This is a genomic window from Streptomyces aureus (genome assembly GCF_000725495.1).
In the GTDB taxonomy this organism is placed as follows: domain Bacteria; phylum Actinomycetota; class Actinomycetes; order Streptomycetales; family Streptomycetaceae; genus Streptomyces; species Streptomyces aureus_B.
Window position 1 is genome coordinate 1 of the sequence record NZ_JNZD01000003.1, and the last position, 22359, is coordinate 22359.

Consider the following 22359-nt stretch of genomic DNA (forward strand, 5'->3'; position numbering starts at 1 on the left):
CGGTTACATTCCGAACCCGGAAGCTAAGCCTCACAGCGCCGATGGTACTGCAGGGGGGACCCTGTGGGAGAGTAGGACGCCGCCGAACAAATTTTAGAGCTCCGGCTCCCGGGAATTTTCCCGGGAGCCGGAGCTTTTTGTTTTTCCGGCACGGTTTCCTGATGACGTCCCGCTTCCCGCATCCCCCTCTGCGCCCTGACGCCGGGGCTGCGGGTAAGGTCAGGGGGCATCGTTGGCTCGTTTCCCACAGGAGGCCCCCGGGTGGAGGTCCAGGAGACCCGTGTTCAGACGAACCGGGTCCTCACCATCCCGAACATCCTCAGCATGGCGCGTCTCGCCGGCGTACCCCTCTTCCTGTGGTTGATCCTCAGGCCGGAGTTCGGTGGTCCCAACAGCGACGGCTGGGCGCTGCTCGTCCTCATGCTGAGCGGTATCAGCGACTATCTGGACGGCAAGCTCGCCCGGCGCTGGAACCAGATCAGCAGCCTCGGCCGGCTGCTGGATCCCGCGGCCGACCGGCTCTACATTCTGTCGACGCTGGTCGGACTCACCTGGCGCGAGATTCTCCCGATCTGGCTCACGGCCGCGCTTCTCGCACGCGAGCTGGTCCTGGCGGTCATGGTCTTGATCCTCCGGCGCCACGGCTATCCGCCGCCGCAGGTGAACTTCCTCGGGAAGGCAGCCACCTTCAACCTGATGTACGCCTTCCCGTTGCTGCTGCTCAGCGACATGAGCGGCTGGATCGGGACACTCGGATCTATTTTCGGATGGGCGTTCGCCGGGTGGGGTACAACGCTCTATTGGTGGGCAGGAGTCCTCTACGTGGTGCAGGTCCGCCGGCTGATCCGTGCGGACACCATGGCCGAATGAGCTCGGCCCGATTGGGCGGCTGTTGTGCCCCGATGGCCCCCGCTCGGAAACTGCGGGACAATCAGGACGGGTGAAGTCGGCTGTACCGTCGTCTCTTCAAGGAGGACGCTTCCGACATGAAGGCCGTCGTGATGGCCGGAGGCGAAGGCACACGCCTTCGTCCTATGACCTCGAGCATGCCCAAGCCGCTCCTGCCCGTGGCGAACCGCCCGATCATGGAGCATGTGCTCAGGCTGCTCAAAAGGCATGGGCTCAACGAAACCGTGGTCACCGTCCAGTTCCTGGCCTCATTGGTCAAGAACTACTTCGGTGACGGCGAAGAGCTCGGCATGGAGCTCACCTATGCCAATGAGGAGAAGCCACTCGGTACCGCCGGCAGCGTCAAGAACGCCGAGGAGGCGTTGAAGGACGACGCGTTCCTCGTCATCTCCGGGGATGCCCTCACCGACTTCGATCTCACCGAACTCATCAACTTCCACAAGGAAAAGGGCGCGCTCGTCACCGTCTGTCTGACGCGTGTGCCCAATCCGCTGGAATTCGGCATCACCATCGTGGACGAGGAAGGCAAGGTCGAGCGCTTCCTGGAGAAGCCGACCTGGGGCCAGGTCTTCTCGGACACCGTGAACACCGGTATCTACGTCATGGAGCCCGAGGTCTTCGACTACGTCGAGGCCGACGTCTCCGTCGACTGGTCCGGCGACGTCTTCCCCCAGCTCATGAAGGAAGGCAAGCCCGTTTACGGCTATATCGCCGAGGGCTACTGGGAGGACGTCGGCACCCACGAGAGCTATGTGAAGGCCCAGGCCGACGTCCTCGAGGGCAAGGTCGACGTGGAACTCGACGGGTTCGAGATCTCCCCGGGCGTATGGGTGGCCGAGGGTGCCGAGGTGCACCCCGACGCCGTGCTCCGCGGGCCCCTCTACATCGGTGACTACGCCAAGGTCGAGGCGAACGCCGAGATCCGCGAGCACACCGTGGTCGGTTCCAACGTCGTGGTGAAGAGCGGTGCCTTCCTGCACCGGGCCGTCGTCCACGACAACGTGTACATCGGGCAGCACAGCAATCTGCGCGGCTGCGTGGTCGGAAAGAACACCGACATCATGCGGGCCGCCCGGATCGAGGACGGCGCCGTCATCGGCGACGAATGCCTCGTCGGTGAAGAATCGATCATTCAGGGCAACGTCCGTGTCTACCCGTTCAAGACCATCGAGGCCGGCGCTTTCGTCAACACCTCGGTGATCTGGGAGTCGCGCGGCCAGGCGCATCTCTTCGGCGCTCGTGGTGTCTCCGGGATCCTGAACGTCGAGATCACCCCGGAGCTGGCCGTGCGTCTGGCGGGCGCCTACGCGACGACCCTGAAGAAGGGCTCCACCGTCACCACGGCCCGCGACCACTCCCGAGGCGCCCGCGCGCTGAAGCGGGCGGTGATCTCGGCCCTGCAGGCCAGCGCCATCGACGTACGCGACCTCGAGAACGTACCGCTGCCGGTCGCCCGGCAGCAGACGGCCAGAGGCAGTGCCGGCGGCATCATGATCCGGACGACCCCGGGAGTGCCCGACTCCGTCGACATCATGTTCTTCGACGGGCAGGGCGCGGACCTGTCGCAGGGCGGCCAGCGCAAGCTGGACCGGGTGTTCGCGCGCCAGGAGTACCGGCGTGCCTTCCCCGGCGAGATCGGGGACCTGCACTTCCCCGCCAGCGTCTTCGACTCGTACACCGGCTCGCTGCTGCGCAACGTCGACACCACCGGGATCGCGGACTCCGGGCTGAAGGTCGTCGTCGACGCCTCCAACGGCAGTGCCGGCCTCGTGCTGCCCAGCCTGCTGGGCAAGCTCGGGGTGGACTCCCTGACCATCAACCCCGGTCTCGACGAGTCCCGGCCGACCGAGACGGTGGAGACGCGGCGGGCAGGGCTGGTGCGTCTGGGCGAGATCGTCGCGTCCGCCCGGGCCGCGTTCGGCGTGCGGTTCGACCCGGTCGGCGAGCGGCTCTCGCTCGTGGACGAGAAGGGGCGGATCGTCGAGGACGACCGAGCCCTGCTCGTGATGCTGGACCTCGTGGCGGCCGAGCGGCGCAGCGGGCGGGTGGCGCTGCCGGTCACGACGACCCGGATCGCCGAACAGGTCGCGGCGTACCACGGCACGCAGGTGGAGTGGACGACCACGTCGCCCGACGACCTGACCAGGGTCGGCCGCGAGGAGTCGACGATCTTCGGCGGCGACGCCCGCGGCGGGTTCATCATTCCCGAGTTCAGCGGTGTCTTCGACGGCGCGGCCGCGTTCGTACGGCTCATCGGTCTGGTGGCGCGCACCCAGCTCACGCTCAGCCAGATCGACGCGCGGATTCCGCGGGCGCACGTCATCAAGCGGGATCTCGCGACCCCGTGGGCCGTGAAGGGTCTCGTCATGCGCCGGGTCGTGGAGGAGGCGGGAGACCGCTTCGTGGACACGACGGACGGCGTCCGGGTCGTGGAGGCGGACGGGCGCTGGGTCATGGTGCTGCCCGACCCCGCCGAGGCCGTGACCCATCTCTGGGCCGAGGGCCCGGACGACACCTCGGCGGAGGCCCTGCTCGACGAGTGGTCGGCCGTCGTGGACAGCGCCGGCCGCTGAAACGCTCTTCACCCGTACGTGTCGGACAAGTGCCCCCAAAGGGGCCTGTCCGGCACGTCGGTGGGGCCATTCGGAGCTAGTACCCGCGACGTGCGACGATGTGCGGCATGCCGCAGCAGCCCCCCATTCGGAGCAGCGCTCCGCGCCCCCCGCGCCCGGACGCCTCCATGTCGCTGCTCACCAACGTCATGGACCACAGTCTCGACGAGGGGTACGCCGAGGCGGCGGCCCGCAGGGAGGCCCAGGGCGACGGCGGGCTGCCGAGGACGCTCCGGGCCAAGGCGGGTCTCGCGGTGGGCCTGGTCCTGGCCGCGCTCGTGGTCACCGTGGGGGCGGCGAACGCCCGGCTGGCGGCTCCCGTCGTGGCCAAGGAGCGCCAGGAGCTCATCGACCGCATCGAGCGCGAGACGACGGCCGCGGACAAGCTGGAGAGCGGTGTCGACACCCTGCGCGCGGATGTCAGCGCCCGCCAGCGGGCGGCGCTGAAGAAGGACGGCGGTGAGCAGGCCGACCTGGTGAGCATCCTGTCCGGCGCCACCGACGTGCACGGCCCCGGTGTGCGGCTCGTCGTGAACGACGCCAAGGAGGCCAGCACGGGCGGTGACGGCACCAATCCGCGGGAGACCTCGGGTTTCTCCGACACCGGCCGGGTGCGCGACCGTGACATGCAGCGTGTGGTCAACGGTCTGTGGGAGTCGGGTGCCGAGGCCATCTCCGTCAACGGGCGGCGGCTGACCGCCCTGTCGGCCATCCGGGCCGCGGGTGACGCGATACTGGTCGACAACAAGCCGCTGGTGCCGCCGTACACGGTGCTCGCGGTGGGGGACGGCCAACGGCTCAGCACGAGATTCCAGAACAGCGACGACGGGCTGTATCTGCATGCGCTGCAGGAGAACTACGGCATCAGGACCAGCATCTCCGTGGAGGGGGACGTCCGGTTGTCCGCCGCACCGAGTGTGATCGTACGTACAGCAGAGCCGAGCACTAAGAAGGGCACACCGTGATCGCCGTACTGGGCCTCGTCGTGGGAGTCGTGGCTGGACTGTTGGTCCGTCCCGAGGTTCCGGCGGTCGTCGAGCCTTATCTCCCGATCGCCGTCGTGGCGGCGCTGGACGCCGTGTTCGGCGGTCTGCGCGCGATGCTCGACGGCATCTTCGACGACAAGGTCTTCGTGGTCTCGTTCCTGTCGAACGTGGTCGTCGCCGCGCTGATCGTCTTCCTGGGGGACAAGTTGGGTGTGGGCGCCCAGCTGTCCACGGGTGTCGTGGTCGTCCTCGGCATCCGGATCTTCTCCAACGCCGCGGCCATCCGCCGGCACGTGTTCCGGGCGTGAGGCCGATGAGCAACGAGAACGAGAACGAGGACGAGACTCCCGAGGTCACCGAGAACCCGCTGCGCAGGGAGCTGCCGGAGGAGGTCCCCGCGGCCGCTGGGGAGCCCGGGCCGCCGTCGGCCGAGGAGAGCGGCGAGCAGCCGCTCAGCGGCCGTCAGAGGCTGGTCAAGGGCCTGTGGCCGCCGCGGGTGTCGCGGGCCCAACTCATCGTCGCCGTGCTGCTGTTCGGCCTGGGATTCGGCCTGGCCGTCCAGGTGGCGTCCAACAGCGACGGGGACAGCGCGCTGCGCGGGGCGCGTCAGGAGGATCTCGTGCGCATTCTCGATGAACTCGACAGCCGAACTCAGCGTCTTGAGGACGAGAAGCAGGGTCTCGAGGACCAGCGCACCGAGCTGGAGAACAGCTCGGACCAGGCCGAGGAGGCCCGCAAGCAGACGGTCGAGAAGGAGAAGCAACTCGGCATTCTGGCGGGCACCGTGGCCGCACAGGGCCCCGGCATCACTCTGACGATCGACGACACGAAGGGGACGGTCAAGGCGGACATGCTGCTCGACGCCATCCAGGAACTGCGTGCCGCCGGCGCGGAGGCGATCCAGGTGAACGGCGTGCGTGTGGTCGCCAGTACCTATCTGTCCGATTCCGGAAGCGGAGTGAAGGTCGACGGGAACAAGATCACCCAGCCCTATCGTTTCAAGGTCATCGGCAAGCCGCAGGATCTCGAGCCGGCGCTGAACATTCCGGGAGGCGTGGTGCAGACACTGGAGAAGGAGCAGGCCACCGTCACGGTGGACCGTTCGACGAAGATCGTCGTCGATGCCTTGCGACCGGCGGAGCGGCCTGACTACGCTCGGTCGTCCTCCCGGTGAACGGCGGTCGGATGGGGGCCGTCGCGCGAGGGCGGGAGGTTGCGGGGGGTCGGCGCACCGAATGGGTGGTGCGTGGTGGAAACTGTCTGGTGGATACGGACGTTGTGAGGATGTCCGGGTCGACCGGTGTGTTCAATCAGGGTTCGTCCTGCCCCACGGGCGGGTCTGTTTCGGTCAAGGGGAATCGCCCGTGAAGTTGTTTGCGAAGTTGTTCGGCAAGAGCACGCGAGAGGACAGCGGCGACAGCGCGGCTGCCCGCCATCGCGCACCGCGTCAGGCGGACGCGGAGGCCCAGAGCGGCGACCGTCCGCTGTTCCGGGACCAGGTCACCGGTCAGGGCGCGTCGTCTGTTGACCCTGGCCAGCCGGGCCGCATAGGTTTCGGGGAACCGTCAGCCTCGAGCGCGGGCGGAGGGTATGCCTCCGACCCGTATGCGTCCCATGCCCCCGGTGGGCAGCCGCGGCAGGAGGATCCGTCCATGTCGGCCCAGGTGTGTACGAGGTGCGGCAACCGCAACGGCGAGAACAGCCGGTTCTGCTCCAACTGCGGTGCGCCGCTGCGGGGTGGACCGGAGCGTCCGTCGGAGACGACGTCCACCATCTCCATCTCCGGTATCGAGGCCTACGACGCCGAGGTGACGGGCCAGACGCCCTCGCCGATGCTCTCTCCGGAGGCGCAGGCGGCCGTGGACGCGCTGCCGGTCGGTTCGGCGCTCCTGGTGGTGCGCCGGGGCCCCAACTCGGGCAGCCGCTTCCTCCTGGACGGCGAGCTGACCACGGCCGGGCGTCATCCGCAGAGCGACATCTTCCTCGACGACGTGACGGTGTCGCGTCGGCACGTGGAGTTCCGTCGCGTCGCGGACGGTTCGTTCACGGTCGCCGACGTCGGCAGCCTGAACGGCACGTACGTCAACCGTGAGCGGATCGACCAGGTCCCGCTGTCCAACGGTGACGAGGTGCAGATCGGCAAGTACCGGCTGGTGTTCTACGCGAGCCAGCGGGGCATCTGACCCTCCCCCAACTCCGTCCGGGGGGACACCGAGGGAATGTCCATGCTTCAAACACCGAGCGGCGGTGCCGGCAGCGGTACCGCCGCCGCGGACAGCGGGCTGATGAGCATCGGCGCGGTGCTGAGCCTGCTGCGCGACGAGTTCCCCGAAGTCACGATTTCCAAGATCAGGTTCCTGGAGTCGGAGGGGCTCGTCGAGCCGCAGCGGACCCCCTCGGGGTACCGCAAGTTCACCGCGGACGACGTCGAGCGCCTCGGTCACGTCCTGAGGATGCAGCGGGACCACTACCTCCCGCTGAAGGTGATCCGGGAGCATCTGGACGCCCTGGCACGCGGTGAGCAGGTGCGTCTGCCCTCCGTGGGCCGGCAGCGCGACGCGGGCGAGGGAGAACCCCTCGGCGAGCTCTACGGCGAGCCCGAGGGGCCCACGGTGGCCCGCGTGGGCCGCGAGGAGTTGCTGGCCGCCGCGGAGATCGGCGAGCAGCAGCTGGCGGAGTGGGAGTCCTACGGCCTGATCGGTCCGCTGAACGACGGCGCCTACGACGCGGAGGCGGTGACCGTCGCCGCGCTCGTTGTCGAGCTGGGGCGCTTCGGGATCGAGCCGCGCCATCTGCGGGCCATGAAGGCCGCGGCGGAGCGGGACGCCGGTCTGGTGGACCAGGTGGTCGCGCCCCTGCGGCGCCACCGCAATCCGCAGACCCGGGCGCACGCGGAGGCCCGTACGAAGGAACTCGCGGGGCTCACGGTGAAACTGCACGCGGCGCTCGTGCAGACCGCGCTGGGTGTGCGGTTGCGCTGATCGGCGCCATCGGCGCGGGCCGGGATCGACCACCCGTTCTGTGCCCGACTACCCAAACGTCCCGGGCACGGCCTAGGGTTGCTGTGTGAACGAGCTCGATGTCGTAGGTGTCCGGGTGGAAATGCCCTCCAACCAACCGATCGTGCTTCTGCGTGAAGTGGGAGGCGACCGCTACCTCCCCATCTGGATCGGACCGGGGGAGGCGACGGCCATCGCCTTCGCTCAGCAGGGCATGGCCCCCGCGCGTCCGCTGACCCACGACCTGTTCAAGGACGTGCTGGAGGCGGTCGGCCAGGAGCTCACCGAAGTACGCATCACCGACCTGCGTGAGGGCGTCTTCTACGCGGAGCTGGTCTTCGCCAGCGGAGTCGAGGTGAGCGCCAGGCCGTCCGACGCCATAGCGCTCGCGCTGCGCACCGGAACGCCGATCTACGGCAGTGACGGGGTGCTCGACGACGCGGGTATCGCGATCCCCGACGAGCAGGAGGACGAGGTGGAGAAGTTCCGCGAGTTCCTCGACCAGATCTCACCCGAGGACTTCGGCACCAACAGCCAGTGAGGCGGACCGCCGGAGGGCCTCCTCGGGAGGCAATTGCCCGCGGCGAGTGTGGTGTGCCGCGGCCCGTGACGGGCGCATTCGGCTAGCCTTTCCCCGCGGTAGGGCACGGGAAACCACTCTTAGGGTGATTATCACTCGGCGTGCCGAGTGTGGCGATCGTTGACGCGCCCCGGGTGACTGCCTACCGTCGAGAAGGCAGGTCAAGGACGGAGGTCGGCGTGAGAAGCAGCGGCGACGGTACGGCTGGGGGTGCTCCCGGACACGGTCCGGGAGAGAGCGGCCCGTACCCTCCCCCCAGCTCTCGGCTCGGCTCGAGCAGGGGGCGCCCCCAGCATGGCAGCGCGGCCGATCAAGTCCCGCTGCGGCCGGCGGCAGTGCCCGGCGAGGAAGGGACCGTTCCCGAGGAGGTCGGCTACCGGGGGCCCACGGCGTGTGCCGCCGCGGGCATCACCTACCGGCAGCTGGACTACTGGGCGCGGACCGGTCTCGTCGAGCCCAGCGTGCGTCCCGCCTACGGGTCGGGGACGCAGCGTCTGTACAGCTTCCGGGACGTGGTGGTCCTGAAGATCGTGAAGCGGTTCCTCGACACCGGGGTCTCGCTCCAGAACATCCGCACCACGGTCCAGCACCTGAGGGAGCGCGGCTTCCAGGACCTGGAGCGCATGACGCTCATGAGCGACGGCGCGACGGTCTACGAGTGCACCTCGCCGGACGAGGTGCACGCCCTGCTGCAGGGCGGCCAGGGGGTCTTCGGCATCGCCGTGGGCGTGGTGTGGCGGGACGTCGAGGGCGCCCTGTCGCAGTTGCACGGAGAGCGCGTGGACACCGGCGAGACGCTGCTCGCGCACCATCCCGCCGACGAACTGGCGCGCAGGCGCAACCGCGCGGTGTGATCCACCGCGACCGATGACGCGATGCCCCGGCCTGCCGGGGCATTGTCAGTGGCGTAGGGCAGCATCGGAGATGTGAGAACCGCGCCCACGATCCTGCATCTCGACATGGATGCCTTCTTCGCCTCGGCGGAGCAGGCGTCCAAGCCGAGCCTGCGCGGGAAGGCCGTCGTCGTGGGCGGGCTCGGGCCCCGTGGAGTGGTGGCCACCGCCTCGTACGAGGCGCGGGTCTTCGGGGTGAACTCGGCGATGCCCATGGCTCAGGCCCGCAGGCGCGCGCCGAACGCCGCCTACCTCGTGCCCCGCTTCGGGCTGTACCGCGAGGTCAGCGAGCAGGTGATGGCGCTGCTGCGGGCCCTGTCGCCGCTGGTGGAGCCGCTGAGCCTGGACGAGGCGTTCGTGGATCTGGAGGCGGGCGGGACGGCCTGGGACGAGGCGTCGGCGCGCCTGGCCGGCACCAAGCTGCGCGCGGACATCCGGGCCGTCACGGGACTCACGGGCTCGGTGGGGCTGGCCGCCTCCAAGATGCTGGCGAAGATCGCCTCGGAGCAGGCCAAGCCCGACGGTCTCGTCCTCATCGAGCCGGGCACCGAGCGCGCGCTGCTCGGGCCCATGCCGGTGCGGACGCTGCCCGGCGTGGGGCCGGCCACCGGCGACCATCTGCGCCGGGCGGGCATCACCACGGTCGAGGAGCTCGCCGAGGCGGGCGAGGACGAACTCGTACGGCTGCTGGGGAACGCTCATGGGCACGCGCTGTTCGCGATGGCGCTGGCCCGGGACGAGCGGCCCGTGGTGGCCGAGCGGGAGACGAAGTCGGTGTCGGTGGAGGACACCTACGACGTGGACATCCACGACCGGATGCGGGTGGAGCTGGAGGTGCAGCGGCTCGCGGACCGGTGTGTGGGGCGGCTGCGCCGGGCCGGTCTTTCGGGCCGGACCATCGTGATCAAGGTACGCAGGTACGACTTCTCGACGCTGACGCGGTCCGAGACGCTGCGCGGGCCCACGGACGACCCCGGTGTCGTCCGCGAGGCGGCGGCCCGGCTGCTCGACAGCGTGGACACCACTGGAGGCGTCCGGCTCCTCGGGGTCGGCGTCTCCGGGCTCGCCGACTACACGCAGGAGGACCTTTTCGCGCAGGCGCAGGCCGCCGCCGCGGAGGAGCCGGCGGCCGAGGAGCACGCCGTGGGTGCGGACGTAGCGGCCGAGGCGGCCGCCTCCCCGGCCGGGGAGGCGGCGCCCACGGAGCGGCGGTGGCCCTCCGGGCACGATGTGCGGCATGCCGAGTTCGGGCACGGCTGGGTGCAGGGGAGCGGGCTGGGGCGGGTCACGGTGCGGTTCGAGACGCCCTGGTCCGGGCCCGGCCGGGTACGGACGTTCAGGACGGACGACCCTCACCTGGAACCGGCCGACCCGCTGCCCCTGGTGGAGCGAAGACCCGAGGACACCCCGGGGCTGCCGCCCGGTGCCGAGCCGCCGGAGTCCGGGGCCGGAAAGGCGGGCCCGGAGCCCCCGGCGCCGGAGGCCCGGACCCTGGGCCCCGACCTGCCGGTGTCCCGTGTAGGGACGAGGCAATCCGGAGCGCGTGAATCCGGGACTGCGGCGTCGGGGGCCTGCGCCGGCGACGCCGGAGCCTCGGCGTCCGGGATCGAGGCGGCGGGATCGGGGTCGCCGGCGTCGGTGGACGCGGTGGCGCACCCGGAGTCCCTTTCGCGGGAAGCGGGGGCTCAGGTGTCCTCGGAGCCCGCGAGGTGGCCGAAGTCCCGGTCCGGGGGCGGCGGGGACGCCACGTCGAGCCCGTAGTGGTGGTAGAGCTGCAGTTCCTGCTCGGGGGAGAGGTGGCGGCCGACACCGAAGTCGGGGGCGTCCTTGATCAGCGCCCGGTCGAACGGGATGCGCAGGGTGCCCTCGACGATCTCGCTGGGCTCCAGGGGCACGAACGCGTCCCTGCTGAACAGCCCGGTGCGTATGGCCGCCCACTCCGGTACACCGGTCGCGTCGTCGAGGTAGACCTCGTCGATCGTGCCGATCTTGGTGCCGTTGCTGTCGAACGCCTTGCGGCCGATCAGGTTGCGCGGATCGATGTCGGTCTGCACGGTCCCTCCAGTGGTCGCAAACTCATCCGTAAGTACTACAAAAGAGCACATCTGTGAAGGCGGCCACTCGAGCTGCCCGCCAGTCGCCGCTGGTAGGCTGGCAGTGGCCGCTGATCCCGTGCGGGAGAGTCCTCCGGATTTCACCGGAGGCGCCGAAGGAGCAAATCCTCCCCGGAATCTCTCAGGCACACGTACCGCACGGACGAGGTCACTCTGGAAAGCAGAGCGGGTGTCGATGGCCTCCGCTCTCACCGACGGTGAAAACCGGATCGTCCTCGGGACCTCCGGTGAAACTCTCAGGTTGAGATGACAGAGGGGGAGGCCGTCGGGGTACCCGTTTAGGGGTGCCCCCCGAAGGTCGCGTCAGACCAGGAGGCCTCCGCCATGACCGCCCCTCGCATTCCGCTCTCCGAGCTCGAACAGGGCATCCCGTTCGAGCAGCGCCACATCGGACCCGACTCCGAGGCACGGGCCAAGATGCTCGCGCACGTCGGATACGGCTCGCTCGACGAGCTGACGGCCACCGCGGTGCCGGACGTGATCAAGAACGCCGAGGCCCTGGACCTGCCGGGCGCCCGCACCGAGGCCGAGGTACTGGCCGAGCTCCGCTCCCTCGCGGACCGCAACCAGGTGCTCGGCTCCATGATCGGCCTCGGCTACTACGGCACCTTCACCCCGCCGGTGATCCTGCGCAACGTCATGGAGAACCCGGCCTGGTACACCGCGTACACGCCGTACCAGCCGGAGATCTCGCAGGGCCGCCTCGAGGCGCTGCTGAACTTCCAGACCGTCGTCGCGGAGCTGACCGGACTGCCGACCTCCGGCGCCTCCCTCCTCGACGAGGGCACCGCCGCCGCCGAGGCCATGGCGCTGTCCCGCCGGATGGGCAAGAACAAGAAGGGCCTCTTCCTGGTCGACGCGGACGCGCTGCCGCAGACCATCGCCGTCATCGAGACCCGCGCCGAGCCGACGGGCGTCGAGATCGTCGTCGCCGACCTCTCCGACGGCATCCCGGCCGACCTCGCCGGCCGTGAGATCAACGGCGTGCTCGTCCAGTACCCGGGCGCCTCCGGTGCCGTACGCGACATCAAGCCGCTCGTGGAGCAGGCGCACGCGCTCGGCGCCGTCGTCACCGTCGCCGCCGACCTGCTCGCCCTGACCCTGCTGACCTCGCCCGGCGAGCTCGGCGCGGACATCGCCGTCGGTACGACCCAGCGCTTCGGCGTCCCGATGGGCTTCGGCGGCCCGCACGCCGGTTACATGGCGGTCCGCGAGAACTTCGCCCGCAGCCTCCCCGGCCGTCTCGTCGGTGTCTCCGTGGACGTCGACGGCAACAAGGCGTACCGCCTCGCCCTGCAGACGCGTGAGCAGCACATCCGCCGCGAGAAGGCGACCAGCAACATCTGCACCGCTCAGGTGCTGCTCGCCGTCATGGCCGGCATGTACGCGGTCTACCACGGCCCCGACGGCCTGCGGGCCATCGCCCGGCGTACCCACCGCTACGCCACGGTCCTGGCCGCCGGGCTCACCGCCGGCGGTGTCGAGCTGGTGCACGGCGCCTACTTCGACACGCTCACCGTGCGGGTTCCGGGCCGTGCGGCCGAGATCGTCGCCGCCGCCCGCGAGAACGGCGTCAACCTCCACCTCGTCGACGCGGACCAGGTGTCGATCTCGTGCGACGAGACGACCACGCGCGAGCAGCTGGCCGCCGTGTGGAGCGCGTTCGGTGTCGACGGCGACGTCGAGGCCCTGGACGCGAGCACCGAGGACACGCTGCCCGAGGCGCTGCTGCGCACCGACGCGTACCTGACGCACCCCGTGTTCCACCAGCACCGCTCCGAGACGGCGATGCTGCGCTACCTGCGCAGGCTCTCCGACCGCGACTACGCGCTCGACCGCGGCATGATCCCGCTGGGCTCCTGCACGATGAAGCTCAACGCGACCACCGAGATGGAGCCGGTCACCTGGCCCGAGTTCGGGCAGTTGCACCCCTTCGCGCCCGCCGAGCAGGCGCAGGGCTACCTGACGCTCATCCACGAGCTCGAGGACCGGCTCGCCGAGGTCACCGGCTACGACAAGGTGTCGCTTCAGCCCAACGCCGGCTCGCAGGGCGAGCTGGCCGGTCTGCTGGCGGTCCGCGGCTACCACCGCGCCAACGGCGACGACCAGCGCACCGTCTGCCTCATCCCGTCCTCCGCGCACGGCACGAACGCCGCCAGCGCCGTGATGGCCGGTATGAAGGTCGTGGTCGTCAAGACCGCGGACGACGGCGAGATCGACGTCCAGGACCTGCGCGCCAAGATCGAGCAGTACCGCGACGAGCTGTCCGTGCTGATGATCACGTACCCCTCGACGCACGGTGTCTTCGAGGAGCACGTCGCCGACATCTGCGCCCAGGTGCACGAGGCCGGCGGCCAGGTCTACGTCGACGGTGCCAACCTGAACGCCCTGGTGGGCCTCGCCAAGCCGGGCCACTTCGGCGGCGACGTCTCGCACCTGAACCTGCACAAGACCTTCTGCATCCCGCACGGCGGCGGCGGCCCCGGCGTCGGCCCGGTCGGCGTGCGCTCGCACCTGGCGCCGTACCTGCCGAACCACCCGCTGCAGCCCGAGGCCGGTCCCGCGACCGGTGTCGGCCCCATCTCGGCCGCCCCCTGGGGCTCCGCGGGCATCCTGCCCATCTCCTGGTCGTACGTGCGGCTGATGGGCGGCGAGGGCCTCAAGCGCGCCACGCAGGTGGCCGTGCTCTCCGCCAACTACATCGCCAAGCGCCTCGAGCCGCACTACCCGGTGCTGTACACCGGTCCCGGCGGCCTCGTCGCGCACGAGTGCATCATCGACCTGCGCCCGCTCACCAAGGCGACCGGCGTGAGCGTCGACGACATCGCCAAGCGTCTGATCGACTACGGCTTCCACGCGCCGACGATGTCGTTCCCGGTGGCCGGCACGCTGATGATCGAGCCCACCGAGTCCGAGGACCTGGGCGAGATCGACCGCTTCTGCGACGCGATGATCGCGATCCGCGCGGAGATCGAGAAGGTCGGCGCCGGCGAGTGGGACGTGGACGACAACCCGCTGCGCGGGGCGCCGCACACCGCCGCCGCGCTCGGCGGCGACTGGAAGCACCCCTACAGCCGCGAGGAGGCCGTCTTCCCGGCCGGTGTCTCGGCCGCCGACAAGTACTGGCCGCCGGTGCGCCGCATCGACCAGGCGTACGGCGACCGCAACCTCGTCTGCTCCTGCCCGCCGCTGGACGCCTACGAGGACTGATCGGCACGCGGCACGCGCGCGCCTACGCGGAGTGACCCTCCGCGGACATGCGTCGGGGCCGGTTCGGAGAGTACGTCTCCGGGCCGGCCCCTGCTGTGTCCGGTCGGCCCGATCGCGACCGTCCGGGTCGTGCGGATCAGGCGGCCGTCATCGCCAGCGGGCGGTGCGGGGCGATGATCTGGCCGTCCGGCAGGAGCTCACCGGTGTCCTCGAAGAGCAGAACGCCGTTGCACAGCAGGCTCCATCCCTGCTCCGGGTGATGCGCCACGAGGCGGGCGGACTCCCGGTCGGCTGATTCGGCTGAGGGACACAGTGGCTGGTGCTGGCACATGGATGGGATCTTTCGCTGGGTCGAGATCTGAGTGATGGCTGTGGTGTCTGTCGTGCGGCTCGAATCGCTCATCGCCGCTCCCCCGTTGATGTGTGGTCGAAACCCAGTGTTGCCCTACGGGCGCCGATCCGCAGGGATTTGAGGGCACCGCTTCTCACAGGTTGATGACGCATCACCCGTGCGGAGGGTTCACCCCAACTGCGCTGTCCTTTCGGGTGGTTCGAGGTGGCCGGATCGGGCTAGTCCGGTCGGGCGCGGAGCATGTTCTGCCTCGTACGAGCGCTCTGGAGCCCTAACGAGCGAACGGTTCCTCCGGGTGCGGGCAGCGCCGTGCCCCGCGGTCGGGAACACCGTAGGACGGGTCCGGCGGCGGGGCACGGAAGCGGGCCGCGGACGCGGCGCGCGAGGGGTCAGGCGGGGGAGCCGAGGAGCGGTGCCGGGGGCGCCGGGGTGACCCGGAGGGTGAGGACCGGCAGCAGTTCGGTGACGAGGTACGGGCGGTGGGAGGCGATGCCGGGCGGGGCGGGAGCGAGCGGGACGAGCAGATCGGTCGCGGCGGGATGGCCGGTGGCGCCGTCCGCGGCGCAGTCGCCGTGCAGCCAGAGCGTGAGCATGTACAGCTCGGGCACGGACAACAGACGTGCCTGGTAGGACTGTTGCATGGTCTCGGCCTGGCGCAGGGCGCGCTCGGTCGCGGTGATGTAGGGGCCTTCGAAGAAGCGCGAGAAGGCCCAGCCGTCGGGGGTCAGCATGGTGTCGGCGCCGGCCACGGCCCGCTCGCCGCTGCGGATCAGGAACCGCCACCCGGCGAGCCGGGTGGCGGAGGCGCCCGCGGGGGTGATGCGATCCAGGACGTGGACGGGGAGCGGGAGTTCGGGCGTGACGGGTCCCTGGGCCAGGCGCAGGGACGGGGTGCGGGCTTCGCGGACAGCGGTGGGGGAACCGAGTGCCGTGAGGACGGTGCGCAGGGCGGGCGCGGGAGCCGGGGGTACGTGCAGCGGCATGGTGGGTCGCCTCTCATTCGACAGGCACAGTGGCGCGAGGGCGGGGGCGGACGGCGCTGTCAGCTCTCGGGTCAGAGGTGGGGCGAGGGGTCTGGATCTGCCGACAGGACGTCGCCTGCCGCCCTCACCCGGACGACAGGACCTGGGACCGCGAGCGCCAACTCTCTGCCTCGGTAGCGGAGTTTATACGACACGTGTTCAGGCGTTGTTTCGTCTAGTCGGCCCGAATACGGTCGGCAAGTCGATATCCGGTCGCTGAAACGACGGATTCATCCCGGTTCTGCGCGATCGAATCACGGTGACCTCGGAATACTTCGCCGCAGTGGACGGCCGATTCTCGTCGGCGTTTTTCACGAGATCATTCCGGGCGGTAAACTTGCAGAATGCTCCATGCCCCGTGAATGTGCCCGGGGCCGATGTCCAGACTAGCGGTCGAAGGGCGCGCGCGGGACGTTATGGATCGTGTTGCCTGGGCATCATCCCCCGTAACCCGGGACGCCAGGGCCGGAACTCGGCCTGCCCATCCGAGGAGGGACGCTTCGATGGGGGAGAAGGTCGTGGCAGGGACGTTCGGCCTGTCCGATCGGCAGCGCCACCGCGACAAGCTCCGACAGTGTCTGACGGGGCTGGAGCGACTGCTGGAGGAGAAGCGGTTCGACCGCCCCAAGAACCTGATGGGCCTGGAGATCGAATTGAATCTCGCGGGCCCCGACGGCATGCCCAGAATGATGAACGGGCAAGTACTGGAAAGGATTGCCAGCCGGGACTTCCAGACCGAGCTCGCCATGTTCAACCTGGAAGTCAACATAGCCCCGCACCGATTGGGAGGCCGGGTATTCGACCGGCTCGCCGAGGAGATCCGTACCTCGCTCGCCTATGCCCACCGGAAAGCCAGCGAGGTCGACGCCGGAATCGTCATGATCGGTATTCTGCCGACGCTCGGCCAGGACGATCTGGTGTCCTCCAACCTGTCGGCCGTGGACCGGTACAGGCTGCTCAACGATCAGATCGTGGCCGCCCGCGGCGAGGATTTCGAACTCGACATCGACGGTGTGGAGCGCCTGGTGTGCAGGTCGGCGTCCATCGCGCCGGAAGCCGCGTGCACGTCCGTGCAGTTGCACCTCCAGGTCACGCCGAACCGGTTCGCGGACGTGTGGAACGCGGCGCAGGCGGTCGTGGCTCCGCAGATCGCGATCGGCGCCAACTCGCCCTTCCTGTTCGGGCGCGAGCTGTGGCGGGAGTCGCGGCCCCCGCTCTTCCAGCAGTCGACCGACACCCGGCCGCCGGAGCTCCAGGCGCAGGGGGTCAGGCCGCGCACCTGGTTCGGCGAGCGCTGGATCACCTCGGCGTACGACCTCTTCGAGGAGAACCTGCGGTTCTTCCCGCCGTTGCTGCCCATCTGCGACGAGGAGGACCCGCTCGGTGTCCTCGACGCCGGAGGCGTGCCCAGGCTCGCCGAACTGGTGCTGCACAACGGCACGGTGTACCGCTGGAACCGGCCGGTGTACGGCATCGCGGACGGCGTCCCGCATCTGCGCGTCGAGAACCGGGTGCTTCCCGCGGGACCGACGGTCACCGACGTGATCGCCAACGCGGCGTTCTACTACGGTCTGGTCCGCGCGCTCGCCGAGGAGCAGCGCCCGGTGTGGACCCGGATGTCCTTCGAGACGGCCGCCGCCAACTTCGACGCGGCCTGCCGGTACGGCATCGACGCGCGCCTGGAGTGGCCGCGGCGCGGCCGCTACGGCGGGACCGCGCAGGTGGACGCCGCGAACCTGGTGCGTGACGAGCTGCTGCCGCTGGCGGCGGCGGGCCTGGACGCCTGGGGGATCGAGCCCGCCGACCGGGACCTGTACCTCGGTGTGATCGAGGACCGGTGCAGGCTGCGCGTCAACGGCGCGACCTGGCAGGCGGACACCTTCCACCGGGCGCTGGAGAAGGGACTCGGCCGCGATGCCGCGCTGGCCGCGACGACACGGCGTTACGGCGAGCTGATGCATCTCGGTGAGCCCGTGCACACCTGGCCGGTCGGCCTTCCGGAGCCGGTGCCGCTGGGGTGACGGGCACGGCGCGTGGGCCCGCGGATCCGGGCGGCCGGTGTCAGTCCGTGGTGCCCACGCCGGCCGCCGTGATCGCCTTGAGCATCGCGGCGTGGATCTGCGAGGGCTCGTTGACGCGCTGGCCCGAGCCGCCCGTCGCGCGGGCGATCTGGTCGACCTCCCGCCGGTCGCTGTCGGGGCCCACCGCGATCGCGATCAGCGGCACCGGACGCTCCGGGTCGGCGAGCTTCTGCAGCTCGGAGACGAGATCGGCCCGGGAGATGCTGCCGGGGTCCCGGTTGACGCCGTCCGTGAGGACGACCACCGCGTTGAACCGGCCCTTCGCGTAGGAGGCGACGGCGGCCTTGTACGCGGCGAGCGTGGTGTCGTACAGACCCGTCTCCCCGTGCGGGACCGGCTCGAGGCTCTTGAAGGCGGCCGCCAGTTTCGTGCGGCGGTCGGTCTTCTTCTTGCCGGCGCCGAGCCGCCCGGTCGGCACCAGGACGCGGTAGTCCTTGTCTCCGTCGAGCTTCGTGGAGAACTTCCACAGCCCGATCTCGTCCTCGTCGGTGAACGTGGCGAGCGCCTGGAGCAGGGACTCCTTGGTGACGTCCATACGGGACCGGTCGCCGCCGGGCACCGGCTCGGCCATGGAGGAGGAGGCGTCGACGACCGTGGTGATGCGGGCTCTCTCCACCGTGATCGTCCACATGCCGAGGGCCTCCTGGACCGCGCCCTTCGAGGCGGAGTCGTCCAGGATGCGCGCGTACGGCTGCGGGGCCCTCCCGCCCGCCTCGGCGACGAGCGTGGCCGCGGGGCTCTCCGGATCCGTGCGGAACCCGAACATCCGCAGGAACTGCCGGGGTGCCGGCTCGCCGAGCAGCGTCATGAACCGCAGCGCCGCCCGGCCCTGGTCGGTGCTCAGGCCCGGCTCGTCGATCAGCGTGTACGGGTAGTCGAGCAGCGGTGAGCCGTCCTTCGGGTAGAAGAGGTCGAGGCCGGGGCCGCCGTCCTGCGCGGTGTTGTGCGCGAACGCGGCCTGCTCGGAGAGGATCAGCGCCTGATTGCGGCCCGACCCGCTCTGCGTGTCGTCCCGGGTGTCGCGGGGCAGGGTGGCCAGGAGCTGGGCGTCGCTCTCCGAGGTGTGCTGCGAGAGCGTCTTGGCCAGGGCGGCCGCCCTGATGTCACCGTCCTTGGTGCCGGACGTGGCCGCGCCGATCCGGGCCAGCGCGAGCAGTCCCGTCGAGCTGCGGGCCGGATCGACCGTGCCCAGGCTGAGCTTCCCGGCCGCCTTGGTCTCGCCGGCCAGCTCGGTCCAGGTGTACGTCTTCGCGGGCCAGCCCAGTGTCCTGGCGGCCGAGGGGACGACGGCGACGCCGACCGGTGTCGAGGCGACGTTGCCCAGGCTGGTGACCGGCGTCGCGGCGCTGGTGTCGCCGACCCGCTCCACCCACGCGTCGGAGTCCGGCACCCACACCTGCGCGGCTGACTTCTCGCCCGCCCCGAGCGCAGCGGCGACCTTGTACGACTCGCGGGCGGTCACATGGACGTCGAGGCAGCGGCCGTCGGAGGTGACGTCCTTCGCGCGGGCGTCCTCGGCGACGGCCCTGAGCGCGGGGGCGATGTCCGGCGAGGCGGCCACCTCGATGCGCACGGTGTCGTCGTCGCAGGAGCTCTCGAAGGAGAAGAGGCCGCCGCGGACCGCGGCGGCCGTGCCCCCGACGACGGTGAGGACGAGTGCCGTCGCCAGGGCCGTGTTGCGGCGACGCGCGCGGACCCGGGGGTCGGCGGAGCCCGCCCGTCTCGCGTCGGGCAAGCTGTGACGTCCCATGACGGTGAGGTCCCTTCGAGGTGAGCCTGCGCCGTGAGACAGCCGTAAGAACAGGCGATGGGGGACGTACGCCCCGTACGGTGCCCGCCCCCCGGCGGCCTGTCGCGCACGATCTTCGTAACTTCTTTCGAGACCCTAGCGGGGCGCGGACGGGGATGCGGTGGGAATACCCAACTGGAGGCGGGAGTGCAGGTGGAGGCGGGATCGGTGGCCGATTCTTTTCCGGCGGAGAGGCTGACCCGGCGGACGTTCCGGGACGAGACGCTGCTGGTCCTGGCGCTGTCGCTCGGCGCGAGCGGAGTCTCCGCGCTGATCAGTTTCGTCGGCTCCGTGACGAAGCCCGGCGGGCTCAAGGACCAGGCGGCCACGCTCAACGCCTCGGCGGCGCCCGGCCGGCCCTGGCTCGACCTGGCCTGGCAGCTCTTCGGCATCGCGTCCGCGCTGGTGCCGGTCGCGCTGGTCGCTCACCTGCTGATGCGCGAGGGCAAGGGGATGCGCGTGATCGGCTTCGACCGGACGCGGCCCTGGCCGGACCTCGGACGCGGCGCGCTGGTCGCGGCCGTGATCGGCAGCACGGGCATCGCCTTCTATCTGGCGGCGCGCGGTTTCGGCGCGAATCTGACGGTCGTGCCGGAGGCGTTGCCGGACGTGTGGTGGAAGTTCCCGGTGCTGATCCTCTCGGCGGTGCAGAACGCCGTGCTGGAGGAGGTCATCGTCGTCGGGTACCTGCTGCGCCGGCTCGGGCAGCTGGGCTGGACACCGGGGACGGCGCTCATGGCGAGCGCGGTGCTGCGCGGCTCGTACCACCTCTACCAGGGCATCGGCGGGTTCGTCGGCAACATGGTGATGGGCGTGGTCTTCGTCTGGCTGTACCGGCGCTGGGGCCGGGTCGGGCCGCTCGTCGTCGCGCACTCGCTGCTCGACATCGGTGCCTTCGTGGGGTACGCGCTGCTCGCGGGGAAGGTGGGCTGGCTCCCGACGGCCTGAGGGGCGCTCAGGCCGGCCGGGCGCGGGACGCGAGAGGGGCGTACGGACATCTCGTACGCCCCTCTCGCGTGCCGTGACGCATGGGCGAGCAGCAGGGCGGGCCCGCTACACGAGCAGGTCGCCCTCGATGACCGTGACCGCGTGGCCCGAGAGGAGGGTGCGCTCGCCGCGTACCTCCGTGCGGACCAGTCCGGAGCGCGGCGAGGCCTGGAGGCCGGTGAGGGCGGGGCGGCCGAGCCGCTCGGCCCAGAACGGGGCCAGGGCCGTGTGGGCGCTGCCGGTCACCGGGTCCTCGTCGATGCCGACGTTCGGGAAGAAGCAGCGGGAGACGAAGTCGTAGCCCCGTGAGGGGTCCTCGGCGCGGGCCGTCGCGATGATGCCGCGCTCGGAGTAGCGCGCGAGGGCCTGGTGGTCCGGGGCGAGACCGAGCACCGTCTTCTCGTCGGCGACCTCGATCAGCAGGTCACCGGTGTTCGGGCCGGTGTCGAACGTGCTGAGGGGGTTGGCGCCTAGCGCCCCGGCGACGCCGTCGGGGGTCTCGACCGGGGTGAGGGGCGCGGTCGGGAAGTCCAGGGTGATCGAGCCGTCGGCCTCGGGGGTGGCGACGAGGATTCCGCTCAGCGTGGCGAAGCGCACCGGCCCCTGGTGGGCGCCGGTGGTGGCGATGACGTGCGCGGTGGCGAGGGTCGCGTGTCCGCACAGGGCGACCTCGGTGGCGGGGGTGAACCAGCGCAGCGCCCAGTCGGCCTCCCCGCCCGCCGGAAGCTGGTGGGCGAACGCCGTCTCCGCGTGGTTGACCTCCAGGGCCACGTTCTGGAGCCAGGCGTCGTCGGGGAAGGAGTCGAGGAGGAGGACCCCCGCCGGGTTGCCGGCGAAGGGACGGTCGGTGAAGGCGTCGACGATACGAATCCGCATGATCCGAAGCTAGCGGCCCCGCGGGATCCCCGGCCAAGGCCAATCCGGGGGATCTGGCCCCGGGACGGCAAGTGCTGCCGGACACGACCGGTTCACCGGCGGGCGGCGGCCCACCTGCACGGACGCTCTCCATGGGGAACAGGCTTGTCATGCGAGTCGTTCCGATATATCGTTGACGCATCGCGACCGATCAACGATGGAATGGAGTGATTGCGATGCGGTCCCGTGGAGAAGACTTCGGATACGAGCACGGACACGGACATGGACACCACGGCGGACCCGGCCATCGGGGTCGGGGCGGCTTCGAGGGGCTGCGGGGGGCCTTCGGACCCTTCGGTCCGGGTGGTCCCGGCGGCGGCCCCGGTTTCGGCGGCCCCGGTTTCGGCCCGGGCCCCTGGGGTGGACGCGGCGGCCGGGGCGGACCGCGGGGGAGGGCGCGGCGCGGCGACGTACGCGCGTCGATCCTCGCCCTGCTCAAGGACCGGCCCATGCACGGTTACGAGATGATCCAGGAGATCGCCGAGCGCAGCGGCGGGGCGTGGAAGCCCAGCCCGGGTTCGGTGTACCCGACCCTCCAGCTGCTGGAGGACGAGGGCCTGATCGCCAGCGAGGCCGAGGGCGGCAAGAAGCTGTTCTCGCTCACCGAGCCGGGCCGCAGCGCGGCCGACGAGGGTCCCGACGCGCCCTGGGAAGAGGCCGGGCGCGGGGTCGACTGGGAGTCGCTGCACGAGATCCGGCAGGCCGGGTTCGGTCTCATGGAGGCCTTCGGCCAGGTCTGGAAGACCGGCAGCAAGGGCCAGCGCGAGAAGGCGCTGGCGGTCATCAACGAAGCCCGCAAGAAGCTGTACCTGATCCTCGCCGACGAGGACTGACGGCGTGCTGTGGTACCTGCCGGCGCCCCGTGGATGTGTTTCCGCGGGGCGCCTTTCCGTCTACGGAGCGCCGGGCG

Annotated in this window: 19 protein-coding genes, 1 rRNA gene and 1 riboswitch; of the genes, 15 read left to right on the plus strand and 5 right to left on the minus strand. The window is 70.4% G+C overall.

Annotated elements, in window-relative coordinates; all coding sequences use genetic code 11:
- The 11 genes from rrf to IO36_RS04210 all read left to right on the plus strand — a co-directional run.
- Window positions 1-88 (plus strand): 5S ribosomal RNA (gene rrf / locus IO36_RS42890); the annotation flags it as partial.
- A 173-nt stretch (window positions 89-261) separates the two neighbouring features.
- The gene (locus IO36_RS04165; protein WP_037616233.1) at window positions 262-870 is read left to right on the plus strand and encodes a cardiolipin synthase ClsA; all 609 of its coding nucleotides are present in this window, start codon (window positions 262-264) and stop codon (window positions 868-870) included.
- Between the two features lie 116 nt (window positions 871-986).
- Complete coding sequence (locus IO36_RS04170; protein WP_037616235.1) at window positions 987-3482, plus strand: mannose-1-phosphate guanyltransferase; 2496 nt, start codon at window positions 987-989, stop codon at window positions 3480-3482.
- 98 nt (window positions 3483-3580) lie between these two features.
- Complete coding sequence (locus IO36_RS04175) at window positions 3581-4486, plus strand: DUF881 domain-containing protein (RefSeq protein WP_107065635.1); 906 nt, start codon at window positions 3581-3583, stop codon at window positions 4484-4486.
- Window positions 4483-4815 carry a small basic family protein gene (locus IO36_RS04180; protein WP_003988855.1) on the plus strand — a complete coding sequence of 111 codons (333 nt, stop codon included), beginning with the start codon at window positions 4483-4485 and terminating at the stop codon, window positions 4813-4815. The genes IO36_RS04175 and IO36_RS04180 overlap by 4 nt, the downstream gene beginning before the upstream one ends.
- Before the next feature lie 5 nt (window positions 4816-4820).
- Entirely contained in the window at window positions 4821-5681 is an 861-nt protein-coding gene (locus IO36_RS04185; RefSeq protein ID WP_037616238.1) for a DUF881 domain-containing protein, read from the plus strand.
- Between the two features lie 61 nt (window positions 5682-5742).
- On the plus strand, window positions 5743-6690 hold the full coding sequence (locus IO36_RS44155) for an FHA domain-containing protein (RefSeq protein WP_078942992.1): 948 nt from the start codon (window positions 5743-5745) through the stop codon (window positions 6688-6690).
- A gap of 42 nt (window positions 6691-6732) precedes the next feature.
- Window positions 6733-7488 (plus strand): transcriptional regulator FtsR, encoded by a 756-nt coding sequence (locus IO36_RS04195; RefSeq protein ID WP_037616242.1) that lies wholly within the window; start codon window positions 6733-6735, stop codon window positions 7486-7488.
- A gap of 85 nt (window positions 7489-7573) precedes the next feature.
- Window positions 7574-8047: a bifunctional nuclease family protein gene (locus IO36_RS04200; RefSeq protein ID WP_006123076.1), complete on the plus strand. Its 474-nt coding sequence runs from the start codon at window positions 7574-7576 to the stop codon at window positions 8045-8047.
- A gap of 218 nt (window positions 8048-8265) precedes the next feature.
- A complete protein-coding gene (locus IO36_RS04205) occupies window positions 8266-8940 on the plus strand; it encodes a MerR family transcriptional regulator (RefSeq protein ID WP_078942993.1) in 675 nt (224 codons plus the stop codon).
- 72 nt (window positions 8941-9012) lie between these two features.
- Window positions 9013-10740: a DNA polymerase IV gene (locus IO36_RS04210; RefSeq protein WP_037616246.1), complete on the plus strand. Its 1728-nt coding sequence runs from the start codon at window positions 9013-9015 to the stop codon at window positions 10738-10740.
- Here the strand turns inward: IO36_RS04210 and IO36_RS04215 are convergent.
- Window positions 10665-11033: a PRC-barrel domain-containing protein gene (locus IO36_RS04215; protein WP_037616248.1), complete on the minus strand. Its 369-nt coding sequence runs from the start codon at window positions 11031-11033 to the stop codon at window positions 10665-10667. The two genes, IO36_RS04210 and IO36_RS04215, sit on opposite strands and share 76 nt — an antisense overlap.
- Window positions 11034-11144: 111 nt before the next feature.
- Window positions 11145-11240, plus strand: a riboswitch (glycine riboswitch).
- 177 nt (window positions 11241-11417) lie between these two features.
- Here IO36_RS04215 and gcvP point away from each other — a divergent pair.
- Window positions 11418-14303 (plus strand): aminomethyl-transferring glycine dehydrogenase, encoded by a 2886-nt coding sequence (gene gcvP, locus IO36_RS04220; RefSeq protein ID WP_037616250.1) that lies wholly within the window; start codon window positions 11418-11420, stop codon window positions 14301-14303.
- A 136-nt stretch (window positions 14304-14439) separates the two neighbouring features.
- Here gcvP and IO36_RS04225 read toward each other — a convergent pair whose 3' ends face one another.
- Window positions 14440-14634 carry a DUF5999 family protein gene (locus IO36_RS04225; protein WP_037616252.1) on the minus strand — a complete coding sequence of 65 codons (195 nt, stop codon included), beginning with the start codon at window positions 14632-14634 and terminating at the stop codon, window positions 14440-14442.
- Window positions 14635-15044: 410 nt separating this feature from the next.
- Complete coding sequence (locus IO36_RS04230; protein ID WP_037616255.1) at window positions 15045-15638, minus strand: hypothetical protein; 594 nt, start codon at window positions 15636-15638, stop codon at window positions 15045-15047.
- Between the two features lie 542 nt (window positions 15639-16180).
- Between IO36_RS04230 and IO36_RS04235 the strand changes: the two genes are divergently transcribed.
- A complete protein-coding gene (locus tag IO36_RS04235) occupies window positions 16181-17698 on the plus strand; it encodes a glutamate-cysteine ligase family protein (protein WP_037616257.1) in 1518 nt (505 codons plus the stop codon).
- A gap of 40 nt (window positions 17699-17738) precedes the next feature.
- Here IO36_RS04235 and IO36_RS04240 read toward each other — a convergent pair whose 3' ends face one another.
- Complete coding sequence (locus IO36_RS04240; protein ID WP_037616259.1) at window positions 17739-19508, minus strand: substrate-binding and VWA domain-containing protein; 1770 nt, start codon at window positions 19506-19508, stop codon at window positions 17739-17741.
- 186 nt (window positions 19509-19694) lie between these two features.
- Here IO36_RS04240 and IO36_RS04245 point away from each other — a divergent pair, with 186 nt between their 5' ends.
- The gene (locus IO36_RS04245; protein ID WP_037616262.1) at window positions 19695-20495 is read left to right on the plus strand and encodes a CPBP family intramembrane glutamic endopeptidase; all 801 of its coding nucleotides are present in this window, start codon (window positions 19695-19697) and stop codon (window positions 20493-20495) included.
- A gap of 105 nt (window positions 20496-20600) precedes the next feature.
- Here IO36_RS04245 and IO36_RS04250 read toward each other — a convergent pair whose 3' ends face one another.
- Entirely contained in the window at window positions 20601-21410 is an 810-nt protein-coding gene (locus tag IO36_RS04250) for a PhzF family phenazine biosynthesis protein (protein WP_037616264.1), read from the minus strand.
- Window positions 21411-21625: 215 nt separating this feature from the next.
- Here IO36_RS04250 and IO36_RS04255 point away from each other — a divergent pair, with 215 nt between their 5' ends.
- The gene (locus IO36_RS04255) at window positions 21626-22282 is read left to right on the plus strand and encodes a PadR family transcriptional regulator (RefSeq protein ID WP_037616266.1); all 657 of its coding nucleotides are present in this window, start codon (window positions 21626-21628) and stop codon (window positions 22280-22282) included.
- The last annotated feature ends 77 nt before the right edge of the window (window positions 22283-22359 follow it).

Excerpts from the sequence above, each read along its gene's own strand:
- IO36_RS04255 (WP_037616266.1), top strand. The coding sequence starts at position 21,626 with ATGCGGTCCCGTGGAGAAGACTTCGGATACGAGCACGGACACGGACAT.
- IO36_RS04235 (WP_037616257.1), top strand. The coding sequence starts at position 16,181 with ATGGGGGAGAAGGTCGTGGCAGGGACGTTCGGCCTGTCCGATCGGCAG.
- IO36_RS04225 (WP_037616252.1), bottom strand. The coding sequence starts at position 14,634 with ATGTGCCAGCACCAGCCACTGTGTCCCTCAGCCGAATCAGCCGACCGG.
- IO36_RS04250 (WP_037616264.1), bottom strand. The coding sequence starts at position 21,410 with ATGCGGATTCGTATCGTCGACGCCTTCACCGACCGTCCCTTCGCCGGC.
- IO36_RS04230 (WP_037616255.1), bottom strand. The coding sequence starts at position 15,638 with ATGCCGCTGCACGTACCCCCGGCTCCCGCGCCCGCCCTGCGCACCGTC.
- IO36_RS04170 (WP_037616235.1), top strand. The coding sequence starts at position 987 with ATGAAGGCCGTCGTGATGGCCGGAGGCGAAGGCACACGCCTTCGTCCT.
- gcvP (WP_037616250.1), top strand. The coding sequence starts at position 11,418 with ATGACCGCCCCTCGCATTCCGCTCTCCGAGCTCGAACAGGGCATCCCG.
- IO36_RS04175 (WP_107065635.1), top strand. The coding sequence starts at position 3,581 with ATGTGCGGCATGCCGCAGCAGCCCCCCATTCGGAGCAGCGCTCCGCGC.
- IO36_RS04240 (WP_037616259.1), bottom strand. The coding sequence starts at position 19,508 with ATGGGACGTCACAGCTTGCCCGACGCGAGACGGGCGGGCTCCGCCGAC.
- IO36_RS04195 (WP_037616242.1), top strand. The coding sequence starts at position 6,733 with ATGCTTCAAACACCGAGCGGCGGTGCCGGCAGCGGTACCGCCGCCGCG.
- IO36_RS04185 (WP_037616238.1), top strand. The coding sequence starts at position 4,821 with ATGAGCAACGAGAACGAGAACGAGGACGAGACTCCCGAGGTCACCGAG.
- IO36_RS44155 (WP_078942992.1), top strand. The coding sequence starts at position 5,743 with ATGGGTGGTGCGTGGTGGAAACTGTCTGGTGGATACGGACGTTGTGAG.